Below are 17,238 nucleotides of genomic sequence, written 5' to 3' on the forward strand. Positions count from 1 at the left end.
TATCAACAAATCATTTTATTATCTCATTATTCTATCTTTAGATGCATAATAAATATGTTTTTCTTTATACATCGCTTGATCCGCTTTTGTAACAAGTCCCTCTATGTTTTCAGGAGCCAACTCCCATACTGAGCCGATGGAAAGCTTCAGAGTCTTTTCTAACCCAAGCAGGTGATGAAGCATTTTTAATTGTTTATTAAAATCTTCTTCATCAACCCCCTTTTCAACAACCACAAATTCATCACCGCCAATACGATAAACCGCTTTAGGAAATACTTTATTTAATATTTCGGCTGCCTGAATAATCAAGCGATCACCAAAATCATGCCCCAATTTATCATTCACCGTCTTCAGTTCATTCAAATCAATAAAAGCTGTTCCTACTTTTGTTTTAGGTTCTTGCTTAAATCTTTCAACTTCATTAATGTATTCATTACGATTAAAAACATGTGTAAGGCTGTCGATAATACTTAATTTTTGCAGTTTGTGCAGCACTTTAAGTTTCTTCATTTCATTTACATAAAACTGTGCAATGGTTTTTATAAAAGATAAATTCTTATTGAATTTCTTTGGATTGTCAACTCCAATCAAGCCTACAATTTTATTTCCATCGAGCAAAGGAACAGAGATGATAGACTCAATATTTTGTGATTTAAGGAATTGATATTCAAAACTATCCTTTGCGACTTCATGATGCAGTGAGTCGATGATCAGCTCTCCGTTTTTTTCATATTCATCCAGCCATCTCTGCATTCCTTCAAAAGGGACCCCTTGAATGTTCTGAATTTCCGGATGAATCCCATCATTACACCACTCATAGGTATTATTAAAAGTACGTGAAGCATAATCGGCATCAATTATATAGCAGCGATCCCCATCATACATTTCCCCTAAGTTATGCAGCATTTCCGATATGATATCTGAATTCATGTCGCGCAAATCAAGTTTCTGCATAAGATCCGTTACTGCACGATGCTTTTCCAATTCTAATTCCAAGGTCTTTCTTTCCTCTTCTTTATCGGTCAAATCTACTGCTATCTCTAAACGGTAAGTTTTATTATCAAGCACAATAAATTTATCTTTAATCATAAAATAACGCTGTACGACCGGATTGAAAAATTCCCAGCGATAAAAATCATGTGTCGTTAAAAACTTATTTGTACAAAAACTACATGGCTGATTTAACCCCTGTAAAAGGGCATAGCATTTCCTCTTTTTATAACAATCTTCTTCCATTGACAGATGAAAAAGACGCTTAGCTCCTTTATTGAGATAAACAATATCATAAGTATCAGGATCGGTAATGCAGACAAGATTATCATCTTCATCTAATATAATCGTGCTTAATTCATTTTCAGAAAATTTCCTCATCTTACTGACTCCTCCTTTCTTGCAAGATACTTACTTTCAAAATCATTTTCATCGATTGGCTTTGAAATCAAGTAACCTTGACCATAATCACAAGAAAGAGTCTTTAATAAATCGGCTTGTTCCTGTGTTTCTACTCCCTCACAAATTACTTTAATATTTAAGGAATGGGCAACACTGATAATCAAACCTAAAATATCCTGAATATTCTTTTCATTGTGCTTATCTAACAAGAATGCTTTATCCACTTTAAGAATATCTACCGGCAACGAGCTTAATAAGCTTAGCGAAGAATAACCCGTTCCAAAATCATCAATCGAGATTAAGAAGCCCTGCTGACGTAAATCCTGCAATAAGTAAATAATCGGATCAGAAAGTCCGTTGATGGAGTTTTCAGTAATTTCTATTTCCAAACTTGTAGGTGCTACATTATACTTCTCTAAAATTAAGAAAAGCTGTTCTCTAAAATTCTTACGATATAATGTGACTCTGGAAAAATTAATGGATACTTTAAAATCACGTTGATCTAAATGATGTGTTTTTATGTAGGCACATGTTTTTTCAAGCATATAAAAATCAAGTTCAAAGATATTGCCGGTCAGTTCAAATAATGGAATAAAGCTGTCCGGATATAAAAAGACCTCTTTAGAATATTGCCAGCGAACTAATGCTTCAGCTCCAATGATTGTCATTGTAGCAACATCAAATTTTGGTTGGAGATAAAGCAAAAACTTATCATCCTGTAAGTCACGATGCATTTGTTTTACTTTTTTATTATCTTCTAATAGCTGAACTGTTAATGCATGATCGTACCAAATAATCGTATCACTTTTCATACTCTTCGCATTTTTATGGGCTAAATTGACACGATCAATGACTTCTCTGATTTCAGTGTCCTCATGAATCTTAAATCCGCCAAAGCTAAATGAAATATCACTGGCAATATCAAATGCACACTCTTTTTGAATAGCTTCTATTAAATGCGTGCCAATGTATACATATAAGTCTTCTCTGTTTTCTGCAAGAAGATAAAAATTATCAGCACCGCTTCTTGCACAGCAATCTCTTTGAACCGCCGTTTTTTTAACTACTTTAGCAATAATCTTAATCAAAGAATCCCCTAAAGGATACCCGTAAGAAGTGTTAAGAAATTTGAAATCATTTATATCAAAGCATAATACTACCAATTCTTTATCATGTTTCTTTTCTAAATAGGCTGCAACATTTAACTCGAATGCGGTTAAATTAGGAATACCTGATAAAGTGTCAATATATAAAACTTTATTCAGCTCATCTTGTTTAAATCGATACCAAATAATAAAAGCACTGATTGAAAGAACCAAATAAAACAAGAAAAAAACAATGAGTTGTTTTAATTGCAGATTTGAATATTCTTCAGCGGTATGAACCATGTGATCGGCATCTTCAAAATAGTTTTCACTCAAACTAAAAAGCTGATCCGGAGAGCCTCCGGTACGGATATTCATTATTTCTGCTTTAATTTCTTCCCACTTAATCATCATCGATTGAATTTGATTTTGATAATTATCATCTTCTATTTTAATCAAATTAAAGACCCCTTGTCCGGTATGCAAGTTCTCTAACAAATCATCCAAATAAATGATCATGGTGTCATCAGGATGATCCGTTAACTCTTTTTTGATTAAGCGCTGTGTCGCTCCACGTACAACTCCGCTATAGTTTATAACTTTTGCATACCCGAGATTTTGATAGAGTGAAAACATCAAAATTCCAATGGCAACAACCCATATAGCTGAAAAAATAATAATGTTATGTGTGGACTTTTTATTATGATCGTTCAACATCCCACATGCCTCTCTTCCATGTTGTATACCCCATAGATATTATTTTGTCTTAGATAATGGCTATTCTAATGCAAGAAGAAAAATCCCCAATACCAGCTTATTTTTGCATTTTCAGTCATTATGTGTCTCTTTTTATTATTCTATCATAGAAGTCATTTATTTGAAACTACTATATTTAGTTAGCGGTAATGACACCTTCTTATTTAAGAAAACTGTATGAACTCTTCTTTTCCAGAATAAAAAGGAATTTCTTTCAAAGAGAATTCCTTTTTTTAAGATTTGGTTTTATATTGAATATACTTCTTTATTGAAAGAAGGTGGAGTGGAAATATCTTTTCGGGTGATTTTAACAGTATCCCCTCTGCTTCTTCTAATGTCACCCAACGAATATTAATGGTTTCGTTTGTATTCTCTGCAATTTGCCCTTCCGCTTCGCAGATAAAGGTCATCACAATCAGTGAATAGATGCCGTCAAGATTTTGAGTGATATAGAACGGAGTAAATCCCATGACACTTGCTGTTTGGTTGCCTGCATACTCGGACTGTTCCTGATCAATAATATTTGTGATTGTTAATCCCGTCTCTTCGTATACTTCCCTTTTTAAAGCATCAAAGACATTTTCATATTCTCTGACTTTACCTGCCGCAATCTCAATAAGCCCGTTCGTATTCAGATCATTTTCCTTCTGCCGTTCTTGCATTAGAATATAGGGTTGATTTTCTATTGTTCTTTCAATGATAGCCGCTACAGCTGTTTTAGCAAAGTGTTCCTTCATACAATTCTCCTTACATGTATCTTTATTTGTTATCGAAAAACAAGAATAAACGCCATCCCCTCTTGTGACTTTTCCGCAAATATATCTCCCTCCATTTTTCTCATATATTCTCGGCATATATATAAGCCTAAGCCATTCCCTTTTAACCCTTGACTGTTGCTTCCTCTAAAGAAGCTTTCAAAAATATGATTAAATTCATTATCACAAACTGGGTTTCCTGTATTAAAAAAACGGATTAGCTGACAGTAATCTTCTTCATAAAAAGAAAGATCAATCCGTCTGCCATCGCCATATTTAAATACATTTTCAAAAAGATTTTCAAAGACTTCTTGACTTCGCTCGATATCGCCTTTTAATAAACGATTATCAAACTTTTGAACCGTTAATTCAATTTGTCTTAAGTCACATTGTTCCTGATATACGGCTAAAACACGATTCATTAGATCTGACAGATAGAATTCCCCTTGTTTAATCTGTACATCTAAAATATCTTCCCTTGAAGATCGAATAATCTCATCCACGTAATTTTCAATCTCTCCAGCTTTTTCTCTAATTTGATGCATTGCATGACGCTGATCTTCTTCCTTTACATAGATTTTTTCTTCTAAAGCTTTACTATATAATTTAATTAGATTAATCGGTGTTTTAATATCATGGGACAGGGACAAAAGAATCGTCTTTTTATCTTTTAACATTTCTAACTGACGTTGACGAGAAATATCTAATTTATCCTTTAAGTGACTGATTCCCCACATAAAACGGCCTAAATAGCGATTTTTTTCTTCTTTGATTTCTCCCTTTAAGTGACCTTTTGAGATTTCAATTGCCGCACTGTTTAAACGTACAAATGGTTGGATAATATTCTTTTTCAAATAAATGAGTATCCCTACAATCAATAGCTCTAGTATACACAAACTAAATTGTGAATACCAAAACACTTGTTTTATATTGAGTTCCGGCATTTGATAAGAAAATTTAATATACCCTACTAATTCTCCATGTTGATAATAAGGTTGATAATGGGATTTTTTATTGTTTTCTTCGGTAAAAAAAGAATCTATGATCTGTTTATCGGTGATGGAATTATCTAAAAATTGAATATCTTCTACGATAGTATAAGTACTAAGATCTATTTGTTGTATGGCTTCACCACGATTTATCTTATCCATTATACGATTGCTTTCAACACGATAGGTTTGATTGCGTTTATTTTCCATTTGAATTAAGCTGCTGCCTAGAAAAAAAGCTAAAATAATATACATAACAATAGAAAGTAAAATAACCTGATTATATTTCTTCATAACGATAACCTATTCCCCATACTGTCAAAATACGTTTCGGCTGGCGTGTCTCTTCCTCAATTTTTGAACGAAGCATTTTTATATGAACGGTTAAAGTCTGATTCTCACTCATACTGTCCATCCCCCAAATTTGATTAAACAGATATTCTTTATGCAACGTTTTACCAGCATTTTCAATAAACAATATTAATAATTCATATTCTTTGACATTTAGCTCTAAACGCTTATCTTTTAAATAAACCTGACGTGCTTCTTTATCGACAGTTAACGCTCCGGAAATAATAATTGCTGATTGTTTGGGTACTTGTTTTTGTCGAGCAATTAAGGCACGAATTTTAGCACAAAGAATATCCGGATCAATCGGTTTTTCCATATAATCGTCTGCTCCTAGTTCAAAACCCATTAACTGATCTGTTTTTGTTGACCTGGCACTCATAATAAAAATAGGCAGACGACTATGATGCCTTACACTTTGACAGAATGCAAAGCCATCCATGTCTGGCAGCATGATATCTAATAAAATCACTTGTGGTTTATTTTCTTTAAGCCAATTTAACCCAGCTTCTGCTGACAGTGCATGATAGCAAGAAAAGCCTTCCCTAAAAAGAAAGGCTTGAATCAGTTCAGCTAGTTCTATATTATCCTCTACTATTAATATATCCGTCATTATTTACCACCCCAGTTTAATTAGCCAATCATTGAGTTTTCTTTCTCTTGCAGGAAGATTATCTCCGACATGGCATTTTCCTAACGAAATTTCATCACGAATATCGCCGTCTTCAATATATAAGATACGTTCACATTTAGAAGCTACTTTCATATCATGAGTCACTAATAAGATGCTTGTTCCTTCTTCATTAATTCGGGTTAATTCATTCATGACATCAATCGAATTTTGCTTATTTAGAGCTCCTGTTGGTTCATCTGCAAAAATAATTTTCGGTTGATTAATGAGACTTCTGCATATGCAGGCACGTTGAAGCTGTCCTCCTGATACCTCAGTCACTGCATTGTCTGAAACTTCACTGATTCCTAATTTCTGCATTAGCATTTTTGCTCGTTCCTTAATTTGCTCTCTTGACTGCTTCTTATTGCCCTTTGCCACTTGATAAGCAGGTAATATAATATTATCATAAACGGATAAGTTTTTCAGCATATACATCTGTTGGAAAACAAATCCCATCTCCTGTAAACGCAAATCGCTCATCTCATTAGCTGATAATTTTGTCAACTCTTTCCCAAAGAAATCCACTTTTCCGGCAGTGGCTTCATCCATTCCACTGACCGTATACAGCAAAGTGGTTTTCCCTGATCCGGACGGACCCATGACGGCTACCATTTCTCCTGATTGAATGGTTAGATTGATATTTCTTAACACATTATTTTGACGTTTATTTATAATATACGTTTTACATAGATTTGATATCGTTAAACATTCCATGTTTTATTCCCCTATTCTAAATTATTCATTTCTCGGATATTAATTTTCTTGATTCCTCTTGTCGCCAAGGAAGTTGCCATCATGATGCCAATCAATAAGATCCCTGGATAAAGCAGATACGTTTGTAATGGATTTACCTGAATAGCGACATCTGCTCCCATAACCGCAAAGATCGGTTTTAATATATAGTGATTACTCAAAAGTGAAAGCGGGATAGAAATAATCATTGAAGCCAACACAACTAAAACCATACGAGTCAGTTGCCAATGACGAATCGTGCGATAGGTAAAACCGATACTTTTCATCATCGCAATTTCTCCTTTTTCACGTGTGATAAACAGTTTTTCCATCAATAGAGTAATTAACATAATAACTGCACACAGCATAGCTGTCATTGGAATATTCATTTCTGACAATGCAGCCTGTATTCCCCCGACATTTTGATCAATTTGATCCTGCGCGGTATTCCATTCATAATCAGGAAATTCTTTATTCATCAGCGATGCCATCTCCCTTTGGGTAAGCTCAGTTTCCATGTCAACCATTAATGTCCAGTAATCAAACATCACTTCTTGTGAACAATCTAACTGATTATTCAAACGAGCACTCTTTCCTAACTGCATATAATCTGAATAGATCCCTGTAATAATCATTGTTTTCTTTTCACCATTGATAGTAGCTTCTACATAATCTCCTATCGTCCATCCTCTTTCTGTCATAATCCCTTGAGAAAAAGCAATTTCATTTTGCAGTATCGGAGCAGTTCCGGCACTATAATCGGAGAATGTATTTTCTTTTCCAAGAAGCTGTGTTGACATAATATTGTAGCGAGAGGTATCTCCTTGGTACTCATAATTAATGAAGTAAATTGGAATAGCTGAAATCTTTGCATCATATCCTTTTTCTTTCATTTCCTTTTCAACTCTGGCAACACCTTCCATAAGATCTTTTGAATTTCTATATTTTTGATTCTGACTGTCTTCGATCTTATGAATATAAACTGCACTGGATGGATCGTAATTGAACTTTTTAGCCATCTCATCACTTTTCATCGTATTAATCGTGTTCAACGGAATTGTAATTAAGATAAAGCTCATACAGAAGGTAATCATCAGAATAATGTAACGCGGCAAATGATTCATGATATCATTGATTCCTAAATAAAACGGAACAGATAAATGACGAGATCGTGAAAGGTGGATACCTTTTCGTTTACTAAATCTCTCTCCGGTATATCCTCCTCGTATTGCCGTGATTGCAGAGACTTTATTGAGTTTCCTTGTGCAGAAATAACAAAATAATGAGACTAACACGATGATAATTAATGCACATAATATATTAATCCCCATATTCACACTGCTATTTGCCATAATCATATTCTGACTGACGCTATCGATCATGATTTGACTAATTGGAATACTGATGAGTGTTCCTAATGTCGCCCCTACAACTACGATAACAAAGTATTTGATTAAATATAACTTCTTTATAGAATAATTTCGCAATCCAATCGCTTTTAATATACCAATTTCCTGATATTGTTCTTCTAATGAGAAAACCAATGTAAACCGTAAAACAAGTAAAGCAATTAAAATTAAACAAATACCGATTAAGATCAATAAAGCAGCCATGATCATATCAAACGAATAAACCAGTTTGTACATATCAATCGTGATTGTATTCATAATTCCATTAAATCCTTGTTCATTTAAACCATCAACAAGTTTAATGGGTTCATTTGTCACAATATAATAAATCCCAATTTTTATTGAGTCTTCTGAAAATTCTTTAAATTCTTTTTCGTTAACAATAAATCGGCTCATTCCTATCATTTCATTACCAAAAGCAGCATCTTTTGTTGCTTTAGCTATCCTAAACTCTTTTTCTGTGTTGCCATGACGAATGATTAGAGTATCACCAATATTTAACTGTGAACGTTTCATCATAGAAATAGAAACTGCAATTTCTCCATCTTTTAAATCCAACGGTTTTCCTTCTTTATCAAAGACTTGACTATAATCACTGTCCAGTGTAGATAAATAAATGGCTGTTCCTTGATTATCCAGCTTTGATGATTGCGTATCCTTTTTGACAGTGATGGATTGATCTGCTATTACATAAAACTGATTATAATCATAATCAATTACTGTCTCGCTGAATGTTTGCTGTTTAAGCCATGTATCAATCTTTTCCTTGTCTATTTCTGTATTAAGTACCAAATTAAGATCTGGTACATTGGCATATTCCATATAATAGTCAACAGCCGATGTAACGATCATTATGTTATTAATACTGCTTGTAAGAAAGATTGTGGCAATCGTAATGAATAAAAATAGAATGAAATTGACGCCTTTTCTTTTCATCATATCTTTTTTGAGTATTTGTATTAACATAGATTCTTCTCCTTTAACTGTTTCCATTATAAAGAATCAATTATTAAAAAATCCTTAAATCATAAAAATTTATAGGGAATAGTAATATTATAATGGGTTTAACTGATGATGAAAATAAAAAAGGCTGTTAGAGTGCCCTCTAATTAGCCAATTCAATTATTTATCATTCTTTTTATCATCTTTTATTTTCCAAACATTACTATATAACTTACAATTACTAAATTCAGCATAAGTTGTTTTTCTTGGTTTATCAATTTTAGGTTTTGTTTTCTTTTTACTATATTTAATCATTTTATCTCCTATACAATGGCAATAACGATGCCCAATATAACAATACTTAAAACACTATAAACTCCAAAAACTTTTATAGATTTCTTTAAATATTCAGACTTTTTCTGATTCAAAGGAATATTATCATGCAGTATTATATTGTAATGATCGATAACTGCATTCATATAGTCTATACCTGCTGTATTCTTCCGACTCTCTGTAATAATGCTATCCATATTTACCGCACTATAATTTTTAAGCATTAAGCACTTAATTAACAAAACTATATTAAAACAAAACAATAAAAATAACACTATTAATAAAAGACTTATTACAGTTAATTTACTATATTCGCACTGTTTTAAAAGGATTACAATATCTTTAAATGGAACAAGTTGAATCCAAACTGTTTCAATAACCACCAGTGCAGATAAAAATACTCCTGCCTTATTATCAAGTGATTGAGTTGTTTGTTTTTCTTTATCATATTCTTCTCGCAGAATATCTAAAACCAAGTGATGTTTTTCTCTATTATAGTCTTTGAAGATGATAATCTACTCCTTTCGATTGTAATCTGGCTATTCGGTCATCATTTGCAGGATGACTACTTACTAACGTTGCGAAAAGTCCATCAAACCCTACACTATCAAATCGATCCAAGAACATACATAGCTCTTTTCCATACCCTAAATTAGCAGAAAACTCATCAGCTGCGTATTCATTACTCCTAGAAGATTTCATAACTAACAACATCCCAACCTTTGTCCACAATCTCATTAGAGCAATTAAAATAAAATCTACAATAAGACCACTAAAAAACGCTCCTAAATTTACAATGGCTTCTCCAACAAAAATACCTGCTAATTGAAAAATAAGCGATATGAATCGAGCAAATAATCGTATTAAGATAAAAATGGCTGTTATAAAAAAATTGCCAATACATACTACCAAAATCAAATCTGTATCTTTGTGTGACAGATGGCCAAACTCATGCCCTAATACTGCTTTAATTTCTTCAACAGGAGCATTTAGCATTCCTTTTGTAATACAAATTGTTCTTCTTCCTGTTGCAAAGGCATTTGCTCCAGCATCGTCTAACATAAACAATTTAACATTATTTGGAATGGTGTTATCCATACTTTTTGCCTTAGAATATACTTCCTCAAATATTGGATTAATAAATCTTTTGTAATCCTCTCTTCTTATTTTCTTACATCCTGTTTGCAATCGCAATATCCATTCCCCAAATGGACTTAGTGCAATCACTAAAGAAATAACATATAAAATTAAAGCACTGGCAAAAGCTTGCATCCAACCAGCATTAAATGTGTTGATTGATAATAAAGCAATAATTCCAATATTAACTAATAAATAAATTAATGTCGGTATGTTTCTTTTTTCTAAGATCACTTTTATAAAATCTAAAATATACAAAATGTTTTCCCCTCTCTTAACTATAGTAAATTTATCTTATAATAACATTTTACATAATTCAACAATTTCTTACAAAATGCAACAATTATTTATAAAAACAATTTTAGAAACTGTTTTTTCTTTTCTTATTTTAGTGCTAATTATTTGTTCAAAACAATAATAAAACGCTATTATTCTCGTTCTAGGTATATAAATACTCATTTATAATAATACAATGGCATCAAAAAATATAATTTAAATCGATAGCAAATACATTATTAATTTAATAAATTTCGTAAATGTAAAATTATTTTTTCTTCAACTTCACTACTTATAGTGGGTAACCTTAACAATGGAATGCCGGCTTTTTCTAGAATACTATTTTTCAGCAGATCTCGTTCTATTTGAGGAGATTGATTATGATACCCACCATCTACTTCAATTACTGTAAATGGAGATTTACCTATTTTGAAATAGATGACAAAATCACAACTTGCATTATTATGAATATACTCTATTTCTCTTGAAGTAAATTTAATATCCGATACCGACACAAGTTGTTTTAAATAAATTTGCATATGAAAAATCAAAAAATTAAATTCTTCCAACTTTAAAATATCTCGCAATATTGCCGCAACAATCTGTTCCGATTTAAATTTAGAATCTTTTGTTTTCAGTTTTGAATTTAATTTTTCCAAGGATCTATCATACTCTGTATAAAGCAAATCGAACGCTGAAATAAGCGGGCTATCATAAGTTTGGCCTTCATTTGCATAATATTTTATATAACGAATTAAAGCCGCTAAATGTTTATTATTCTTTAAAAATACATTATATCCAGTTATTAAAATAAATTTATTGATGGCTCTGGATACAGCAACATTGATAAGTGATGGATCATCAACGAAATCAATATTTCTTTGGCTACTCTTTTTCTTATCTAGTACAGTTGAAAATATTATTTCATTGCATTCTCTGCCCTGAAATTTATGTATAGTACTACAAATTGTCTCCTTTGGCATTTTTTCATTTGCAAGATCAACTTGTGCATTATAAGGGGCAATAAATCCTTTTTCACCCTTAATGGAAAATATTTCATCATTTACTTTTAGATAGGATTCTATTTCTCTTAGGTTTGATAAATCACGTGTATGATTTCCTTTAGCTGTCACAATCAGTGATAAGGCATTTTCACCCATATCTTTTTTCATTGGAATAAGTTGATTATTATAAAATTCTTTATTACAAAATTGTATTATTTTAGGATGACATCTATAATGTTCCTTTAATAAAGTTCTAGGAACATCATCTTTAAATATTTCATCTAATGAATCTAAAAGGCTTAATTTTTCGCAATCGTATAAACTATCAGGACATTTTATATTCGTTTTTATTGGAATGTGTGGTAATTGCTTTCTATCCCCGACAATAATAATATTTTTTACGCAGCCAAAACATAAAATGCCGGGAATAATATCCTGCTGTGAAGCTTCATCTATAATAACGTAATCCAATATATAGCCTCTTGCAATAGAATTCATTAGCGAATGTGTACTACTGCCAATTATAGGAAAATAGTTTAAGAAATTAGAGAAGTCTTTATAATAATTACCAACATTAAAAGTCGGAATATCATTTGGAAAATTTTTAGAAATATACTCATATAAATAAGCAAGAGATTTTTCTTTTAAAGTTTTCAGACTATACTCAAAATCTTCTTTATCAAGCATTTCTTTAATCTTTTTTATTTCCTCTTCTTTTTCACGCAATAACCTTTCATAATAAGTAAATTGAAGAGAAAAAACAAAGTTTTGTCTAGTTTCTAAATCATTTAAAAATTTGCTTCTAATTATTCTATAATTCATTAATAAAGTAAATTTATTCTTAAAAGATAAAAATTGATCCGATAGTCTTCTTACATAGACCAACAAATTAACCATTTCTGTTATGGATAAATGATATTTAGTTATCTCTATCATTTTTATTTCCGGATGATCTTGCTGCCATTTTAAAAGATATTCTTTTTCAATTTTGATCTCTTCAATCTCAGTATTAAGTCTTGCTAAATCATTCTTAGCTGACAGTAGATTTTCTATGTTACTCTTGATTGTAGTTATCTCATCTAACTTAATTGAACTATAGTTAAAGGTTGGCTTTTTATATTTAATATCTTTAAAAAAATCATCTTTATTTTCCCAGTTACCTAATTTAGCTATTATAAAATCTAAATTGACTTTCTCTAACTTTTCATAAACATTCTCAACAGCTGAATTATTATTTGAAACTATTGCGCATGTCTCACCATTAATTATTATATTTGCAAGAATATTTAAAATTGTCTGTGTTTTTCCAGTTCCCGGTGGCCCCTCAATAATACTGATTTGTGATTTAAAAGCATTTGTTACGGCTTCCATTTGAGTTTCATTAATTCCAAACGGAAATATTAGATGCTCTTTATTGATTGTTTTTCTAACATTCTTAGTTAAATAAGCATTTAAACAGGTTTGATTATAAGGAAGTAGTTTATCAAATTGATTTAAAACATTTTCTGCTATCGTTTTATTTGCCTTTCCTTTACTAACCTCAATTCGTTCTTTTGCTACTTGTAAAAAATATTTATAAATATCTCCATCTTTTATATTTGTTGATTGTGAGAGTATATTGTTAGACTTCAGCATTATATACCATTCATTACTTTCAATAAATCTAACAATATAATACTTATTTCCAATTTCAAATGCCTCTTTAATATTTTGTACTCTCTTGTTAATTTTATTGTACAATAATAAGTCACCTGTATGTCTCCTACAAGGTTCTATTTTCCATTCATTTAAAGGTCTATGAAATTTTTTATCAGACTTATATGTTACAGATACCATCAATTGATTATTATTTGCTTTATAGATACTCCAATCCTTAATATAATCCGTTAAATCATTTCCTTTTAATATAATTTTAAACACAATATCACCTACCGTTAATAAAATTATACCAACATTACGTATCTATTTACAGTCTAAAATATAAGTATGTGTATTTAATTTGCCTTCCGATGGTTTAAATAAAGAATAATCTACTTATTATCATTCTAGATTAGAAAGAAAATTATTTAAACTACATAATATATACCATAAAAAAACAGTGCCACTTAATGGCACTTCATTTAATGCATATTTCTTAAACTATATAAGTTATCAATAAAACTTAACATATTTGTTTGCTTCGATAACACCTAAATCATCAATTTTATTATATTTTCTACAAGTAACATCCAGATTCATTAACATTGTAAGCTTAAAATATCTCCTAAACGTAGGTAAGTATGAATTACATATTGGATTACCTCTTGCTTTGTAATATTTGAATGTAAACATTTTTAAAATTACTTAACATTTTTTATCAATCTTTCTAATAATTATTAAATGACATTAACAAAATAGCAATTATCATATATAAAATTAATTCTTTTATATTTTTAAATAATATCATAAATTTTCTGAAAAAAATATGTAATTTATTAATTTTATATTAACTAAAAAATTCATTAATTTTATCAAATAACCGTTTAGTTTGCTCACAATTTTTAATCTCATTATATAGTTTTTGATTTTTAAAATCATTTGAATCTAAACTATTATTTTTGCAATATTCGTTTATAACATCAACATATACCTCTATGATTTCATCTATATTATCATCATAAGAATCATTAGTATATTTAAAATCACTAAAATTATAACGATCTTCATTAAATGGTATATTATCTTTCAGAATCAAAGCATACATTACTAAAGAAACAAAATAATATTTTCCATTTTTTAAAATTGTATTTTTGTTTTCAATATCATATTGATGACTATTGGAAAATTTATCATATAAACTACCTAATCCAACCACAAAATTAATTGGTTTGAAACACCTATTAAATTCTTTCTCATCTATTTCATATTTAAATTCATCATTCAATACACTATCAATGATATTCTTAGATGATTTTGATCTTGCATCTCCAGGTTTTTGTTGAAAATAAGCAACATAATTCCTTAAAAGAGTTGGTATACTATAAGCATATTTCTTGATTGTTTCCTCTCCTCTTTTTGAAATATAAAAATGATATTGATCTCTACTATCCTTGTATAGTTGATTAATCTCGAAAATTCTTTCACTTGTATAGGCTATGTCCTCTACAGAAATTGGCTTTTGCCTATTTAAAGAAACACTAATTTTATTCAGATCGTTTTTACAATCTATATATGGATCATTAACATACATAACTCTCAACAATACTTTTGCATTTTTTTGAGCATAATCTAATTCGTCTTTTAATTTGGAATTATCAAAAAAATAATTTGCTGCTGTTGAAATTGTTTGTGCTCCATTAATAATTGAAATATTACCGAACTTATTAAATGAAAGTACAACTTTATAAGGATCAAATAAATTAATATTATCTTTACTAGATACTATCATAGTTACGCCATTGTTAAGATACCAAAAATCTTCCGGACTATTTGATAAAGTGCTTAATATGTTTTTTTCCACATCAAAAGAATCCTTTAATTTGTAACGAACGTTTTGATCAAATAAAGCATCACCAATATAATTATACATATTTGCAATATCGTAAAGATTTGCTGTAAAAACATATGAACTTACTTTTGAAGATATGCTTTTTGAACTACGATATTGAACATTATTATTAAATGGCACAGTAATAGAAGACGATCTACTATCTATTCGTACATTAAATTCTTTACTTACATTTTGAACATCCTGAATAATCTGGTAAATAACCCTTGTTACACTTTTACATTCAAATTCTTTTTTTATTAAACTTCTAATTTCTTGTTTCCATTTTTCAACTTCTAATTTCATTTTATAATTTTCTACAATTATAACAACATAATAAAAATTGTATTTATCTATATCATTTATATTATTTTGATTTCTAATTTCGTCCATTAGAATATCCATTTCTTGACCATTTTTTACATAAAAAAAATTAACAAAATCATCTGAATCTTCCATATTTAGTTCTTTTAATGTAATAAAATTTTGTTTATAAAGTGTCATTTTAACATTATTTTTAATTTTTTGAATTTCATCATCATCGTATTCCTTAAAAAAATCTTTTTCCTCTAAAAATTGATTGATTAACTCTACACTATTATTATTATTTATTTTTCTGGCCATACTTATCTCCTTCTTAGAATTTTAAAAAATCTATATCAATAGTTAAATCCTTATCAATACATTGCATAACTTGTTCAAATTCATCAATATGAATATTAAAATTGCTTTTTAATTTATCCACAACCTCTTTCTCATCACTATTAAGGTGATTTAGTTTCAATATTCTATCTTTTATTTCTTTTAATTCTTTTTCTACTTCTATAACTTGTGTTTGTAATTGAAAAGAACTTATTTCTTTTTGAGAAGTTATCTGTTCTATATTATACCCAATATATTTTTTAATATGATGAGATATTAATTCTATTTCTGTTTTTCTTGAGAAAGGAGCAGGATTAAATTTTATACTCTTATTAACTATTTCATCAACTTTATTATCTCCTTCTGGATAAATAAACCCTGTATATATTCCAAACAACTTTTTCAAATCTTCTCTTAATGTACTTTTCAAATGAGATGGAATTACAATTTTCTCAAAATCATATTTAGGAATTGGTGAAAATCCATCACCTTGAAATAATATAACCGCACCTTTTTGTGCTATTATTCTATTATTTGCTAAAACATGATCTACAAATTTATGATTATATTGAAATAAAGTATCCTCAAAAAGCCATTCTTCTTTTCTCTCTAAAATACCCTCATATAGTTCTTTTACATTTGTAGCTATGGGACAATACATATTTTCAAAATCAAATACATAGACAACTCCATTTTTATCATCATCAATATTTTCTTTTTTTTTATAAGAAGGAGTTATCGCAAAATATAAAGCAACCAAACAATCATATGTAACATCTAACAATCTACTAGGAAATCCTCCGTGTTGAGCATCTACTGCCTTTATTAGATAACTTTCACCATCTGTTAATTTATTAGCCACCATTTCATCTAAAAGATTTTTTTCAAAAAAATAATTTTCTTTAGTACGATTTTGCCTAAATAAATTAGGTACACAGGGTGTTGGATATTCCTGGTTTTCTCCTCTATACACAATAACATCATTGTCTTCAAACTCACTACTGATCTTTTTTATTTTATTAATATAGTCAGATAAACTTTCAATAACTACTTCATCACTCATAATACTATTATCTCCCTCTTTTTATATTATTCTACAATATTTAACAGTAATTTCCAAACAGTTTATTTAACAAGACAATTTTTTATACAAAAAAAATATATTTAAATATGCTAAACTTTGCATAGCAAATCATTTATTTTTCTATTAAGAACATATATAAATTTACTTATTTAACT

Annotated in this window: 13 protein-coding genes; all 13 read right to left on the reverse strand. The window is 29.8% G+C overall.

What is annotated here, in order from left to right:
• Positions 1–18: 18 nt before the first annotated feature.
• On the reverse strand, positions 19–1,371 hold the full coding sequence (locus BN1225_RS09190) for a sensor domain-containing diguanylate cyclase (protein WP_041139498.1): 1,353 nt from the start codon (positions 1,369–1,371) through the stop codon (positions 19–21).
• Complete coding sequence (locus tag BN1225_RS09195) at positions 1,368–3,194, reverse strand: bifunctional diguanylate cyclase/phosphodiesterase (RefSeq protein WP_052466529.1); 1,827 nt, start codon at positions 3,192–3,194, stop codon at positions 1,368–1,370. The genes BN1225_RS09190 and BN1225_RS09195 overlap by 4 nt, the downstream gene beginning before the upstream one ends.
• 272 nt (positions 3,195–3,466) lie before the next feature.
• On the reverse strand, positions 3,467–3,970 hold the full coding sequence (locus BN1225_RS09200; protein ID WP_041139499.1) for an NUDIX hydrolase: 504 nt from the start codon (positions 3,968–3,970) through the stop codon (positions 3,467–3,469).
• A 29-nt stretch (positions 3,971–3,999) separates the two neighbouring features.
• Complete coding sequence (locus BN1225_RS09205) at positions 4,000–5,271, reverse strand: sensor histidine kinase (RefSeq protein ID WP_041139500.1); 1,272 nt, start codon at positions 5,269–5,271, stop codon at positions 4,000–4,002.
• Positions 5,258–5,938 carry a response regulator transcription factor gene (locus BN1225_RS09210; protein ID WP_041139501.1) on the reverse strand — a complete coding sequence of 227 codons (681 nt, stop codon included), beginning with the start codon at positions 5,936–5,938 and terminating at the stop codon, positions 5,258–5,260. The genes BN1225_RS09205 and BN1225_RS09210 overlap by 14 nt, the downstream gene beginning before the upstream one ends.
• Positions 5,939–5,941: 3 nt before the next feature.
• Positions 5,942–6,712, reverse strand: a complete 771-nt coding sequence (locus BN1225_RS09215; protein ID WP_041139502.1) for an ABC transporter ATP-binding protein — start codon at positions 6,710–6,712, stop codon at positions 5,942–5,944.
• A gap of 11 nt (positions 6,713–6,723) precedes the next feature.
• On the reverse strand, positions 6,724–9,105 hold the full coding sequence (locus BN1225_RS09220; protein WP_041139503.1) for an FtsX-like permease family protein: 2,382 nt from the start codon (positions 9,103–9,105) through the stop codon (positions 6,724–6,726).
• 156 nt (positions 9,106–9,261) lie between these two features.
• A complete protein-coding gene (locus tag BN1225_RS15050) occupies positions 9,262–9,396 on the reverse strand; it encodes a hypothetical protein (RefSeq protein WP_278247266.1) in 135 nt (44 codons plus the stop codon).
• A gap of 8 nt (positions 9,397–9,404) precedes the next feature.
• Complete coding sequence (locus tag BN1225_RS09225; RefSeq protein ID WP_041139504.1) at positions 9,405–9,890, reverse strand: hypothetical protein; 486 nt, start codon at positions 9,888–9,890, stop codon at positions 9,405–9,407.
• Positions 9,891–9,906: 16 nt separating this feature from the next.
• Positions 9,907–10,809 carry a M48 family metalloprotease gene (locus tag BN1225_RS09230; RefSeq protein ID WP_041139505.1) on the reverse strand — a complete coding sequence of 301 codons (903 nt, stop codon included), beginning with the start codon at positions 10,807–10,809 and terminating at the stop codon, positions 9,907–9,909.
• Positions 10,810–11,066: 257 nt separating this feature from the next.
• Positions 11,067–13,751: an AAA domain-containing protein gene (locus tag BN1225_RS09235; RefSeq protein WP_041139506.1), complete on the reverse strand. Its 2,685-nt coding sequence runs from the start codon at positions 13,749–13,751 to the stop codon at positions 11,067–11,069.
• Between the two features lie 565 nt (positions 13,752–14,316).
• Complete coding sequence (locus BN1225_RS09240; protein ID WP_041139507.1) at positions 14,317–15,981, reverse strand: AIPR family protein; 1,665 nt, start codon at positions 15,979–15,981, stop codon at positions 14,317–14,319.
• A 13-nt stretch (positions 15,982–15,994) separates the two neighbouring features.
• Positions 15,995–17,062, reverse strand: a complete 1,068-nt coding sequence (locus BN1225_RS09245; RefSeq protein WP_052466531.1) for an FRG domain-containing protein — start codon at positions 17,060–17,062, stop codon at positions 15,995–15,997.
• Positions 17,063–17,238 lie beyond the last annotated feature (176 nt).

Origin of the sequence: Beduini massiliensis, assembly GCF_000829905.1 — a bacterium.
Taxonomy (GTDB): Bacteria; Bacillota_I; Bacilli_A; order Erysipelotrichales; family Coprobacillaceae; genus Beduini; species Beduini massiliensis.

Excerpts from the sequence above, each read along its gene's own strand:
- BN1225_RS09190 (WP_041139498.1), bottom strand. The coding sequence starts at position 1,371 with ATGAGGAAATTTTCTGAAAATGAATTAAGCACGATTATATTAGATGAA.
- BN1225_RS09195 (WP_052466529.1), bottom strand. The coding sequence starts at position 3,194 with ATGTTGAACGATCATAATAAAAAGTCCACACATAACATTATTATTTTT.
- BN1225_RS09200 (WP_041139499.1), bottom strand. The coding sequence starts at position 3,970 with ATGAAGGAACACTTTGCTAAAACAGCTGTAGCGGCTATCATTGAAAGA.
- BN1225_RS09205 (WP_041139500.1), bottom strand. The coding sequence starts at position 5,271 with ATGAAGAAATATAATCAGGTTATTTTACTTTCTATTGTTATGTATATT.
- BN1225_RS09210 (WP_041139501.1), bottom strand. The coding sequence starts at position 5,938 with ATGACGGATATATTAATAGTAGAGGATAATATAGAACTAGCTGAACTG.
- BN1225_RS09215 (WP_041139502.1), bottom strand. The coding sequence starts at position 6,712 with ATGGAATGTTTAACGATATCAAATCTATGTAAAACGTATATTATAAAT.
- BN1225_RS09220 (WP_041139503.1), bottom strand. The coding sequence starts at position 9,105 with ATGTTAATACAAATACTCAAAAAAGATATGATGAAAAGAAAAGGCGTC.
- BN1225_RS15050 (WP_278247266.1), bottom strand. The coding sequence starts at position 9,396 with ATGATTAAATATAGTAAAAAGAAAACAAAACCTAAAATTGATAAACCA.
- BN1225_RS09240 (WP_041139507.1), bottom strand. The coding sequence starts at position 15,981 with ATGGCCAGAAAAATAAATAATAATAATAGTGTAGAGTTAATCAATCAA.
- BN1225_RS09245 (WP_052466531.1), bottom strand. The coding sequence starts at position 17,062 with ATGAGTGATGAAGTAGTTATTGAAAGTTTATCTGACTATATTAATAAA.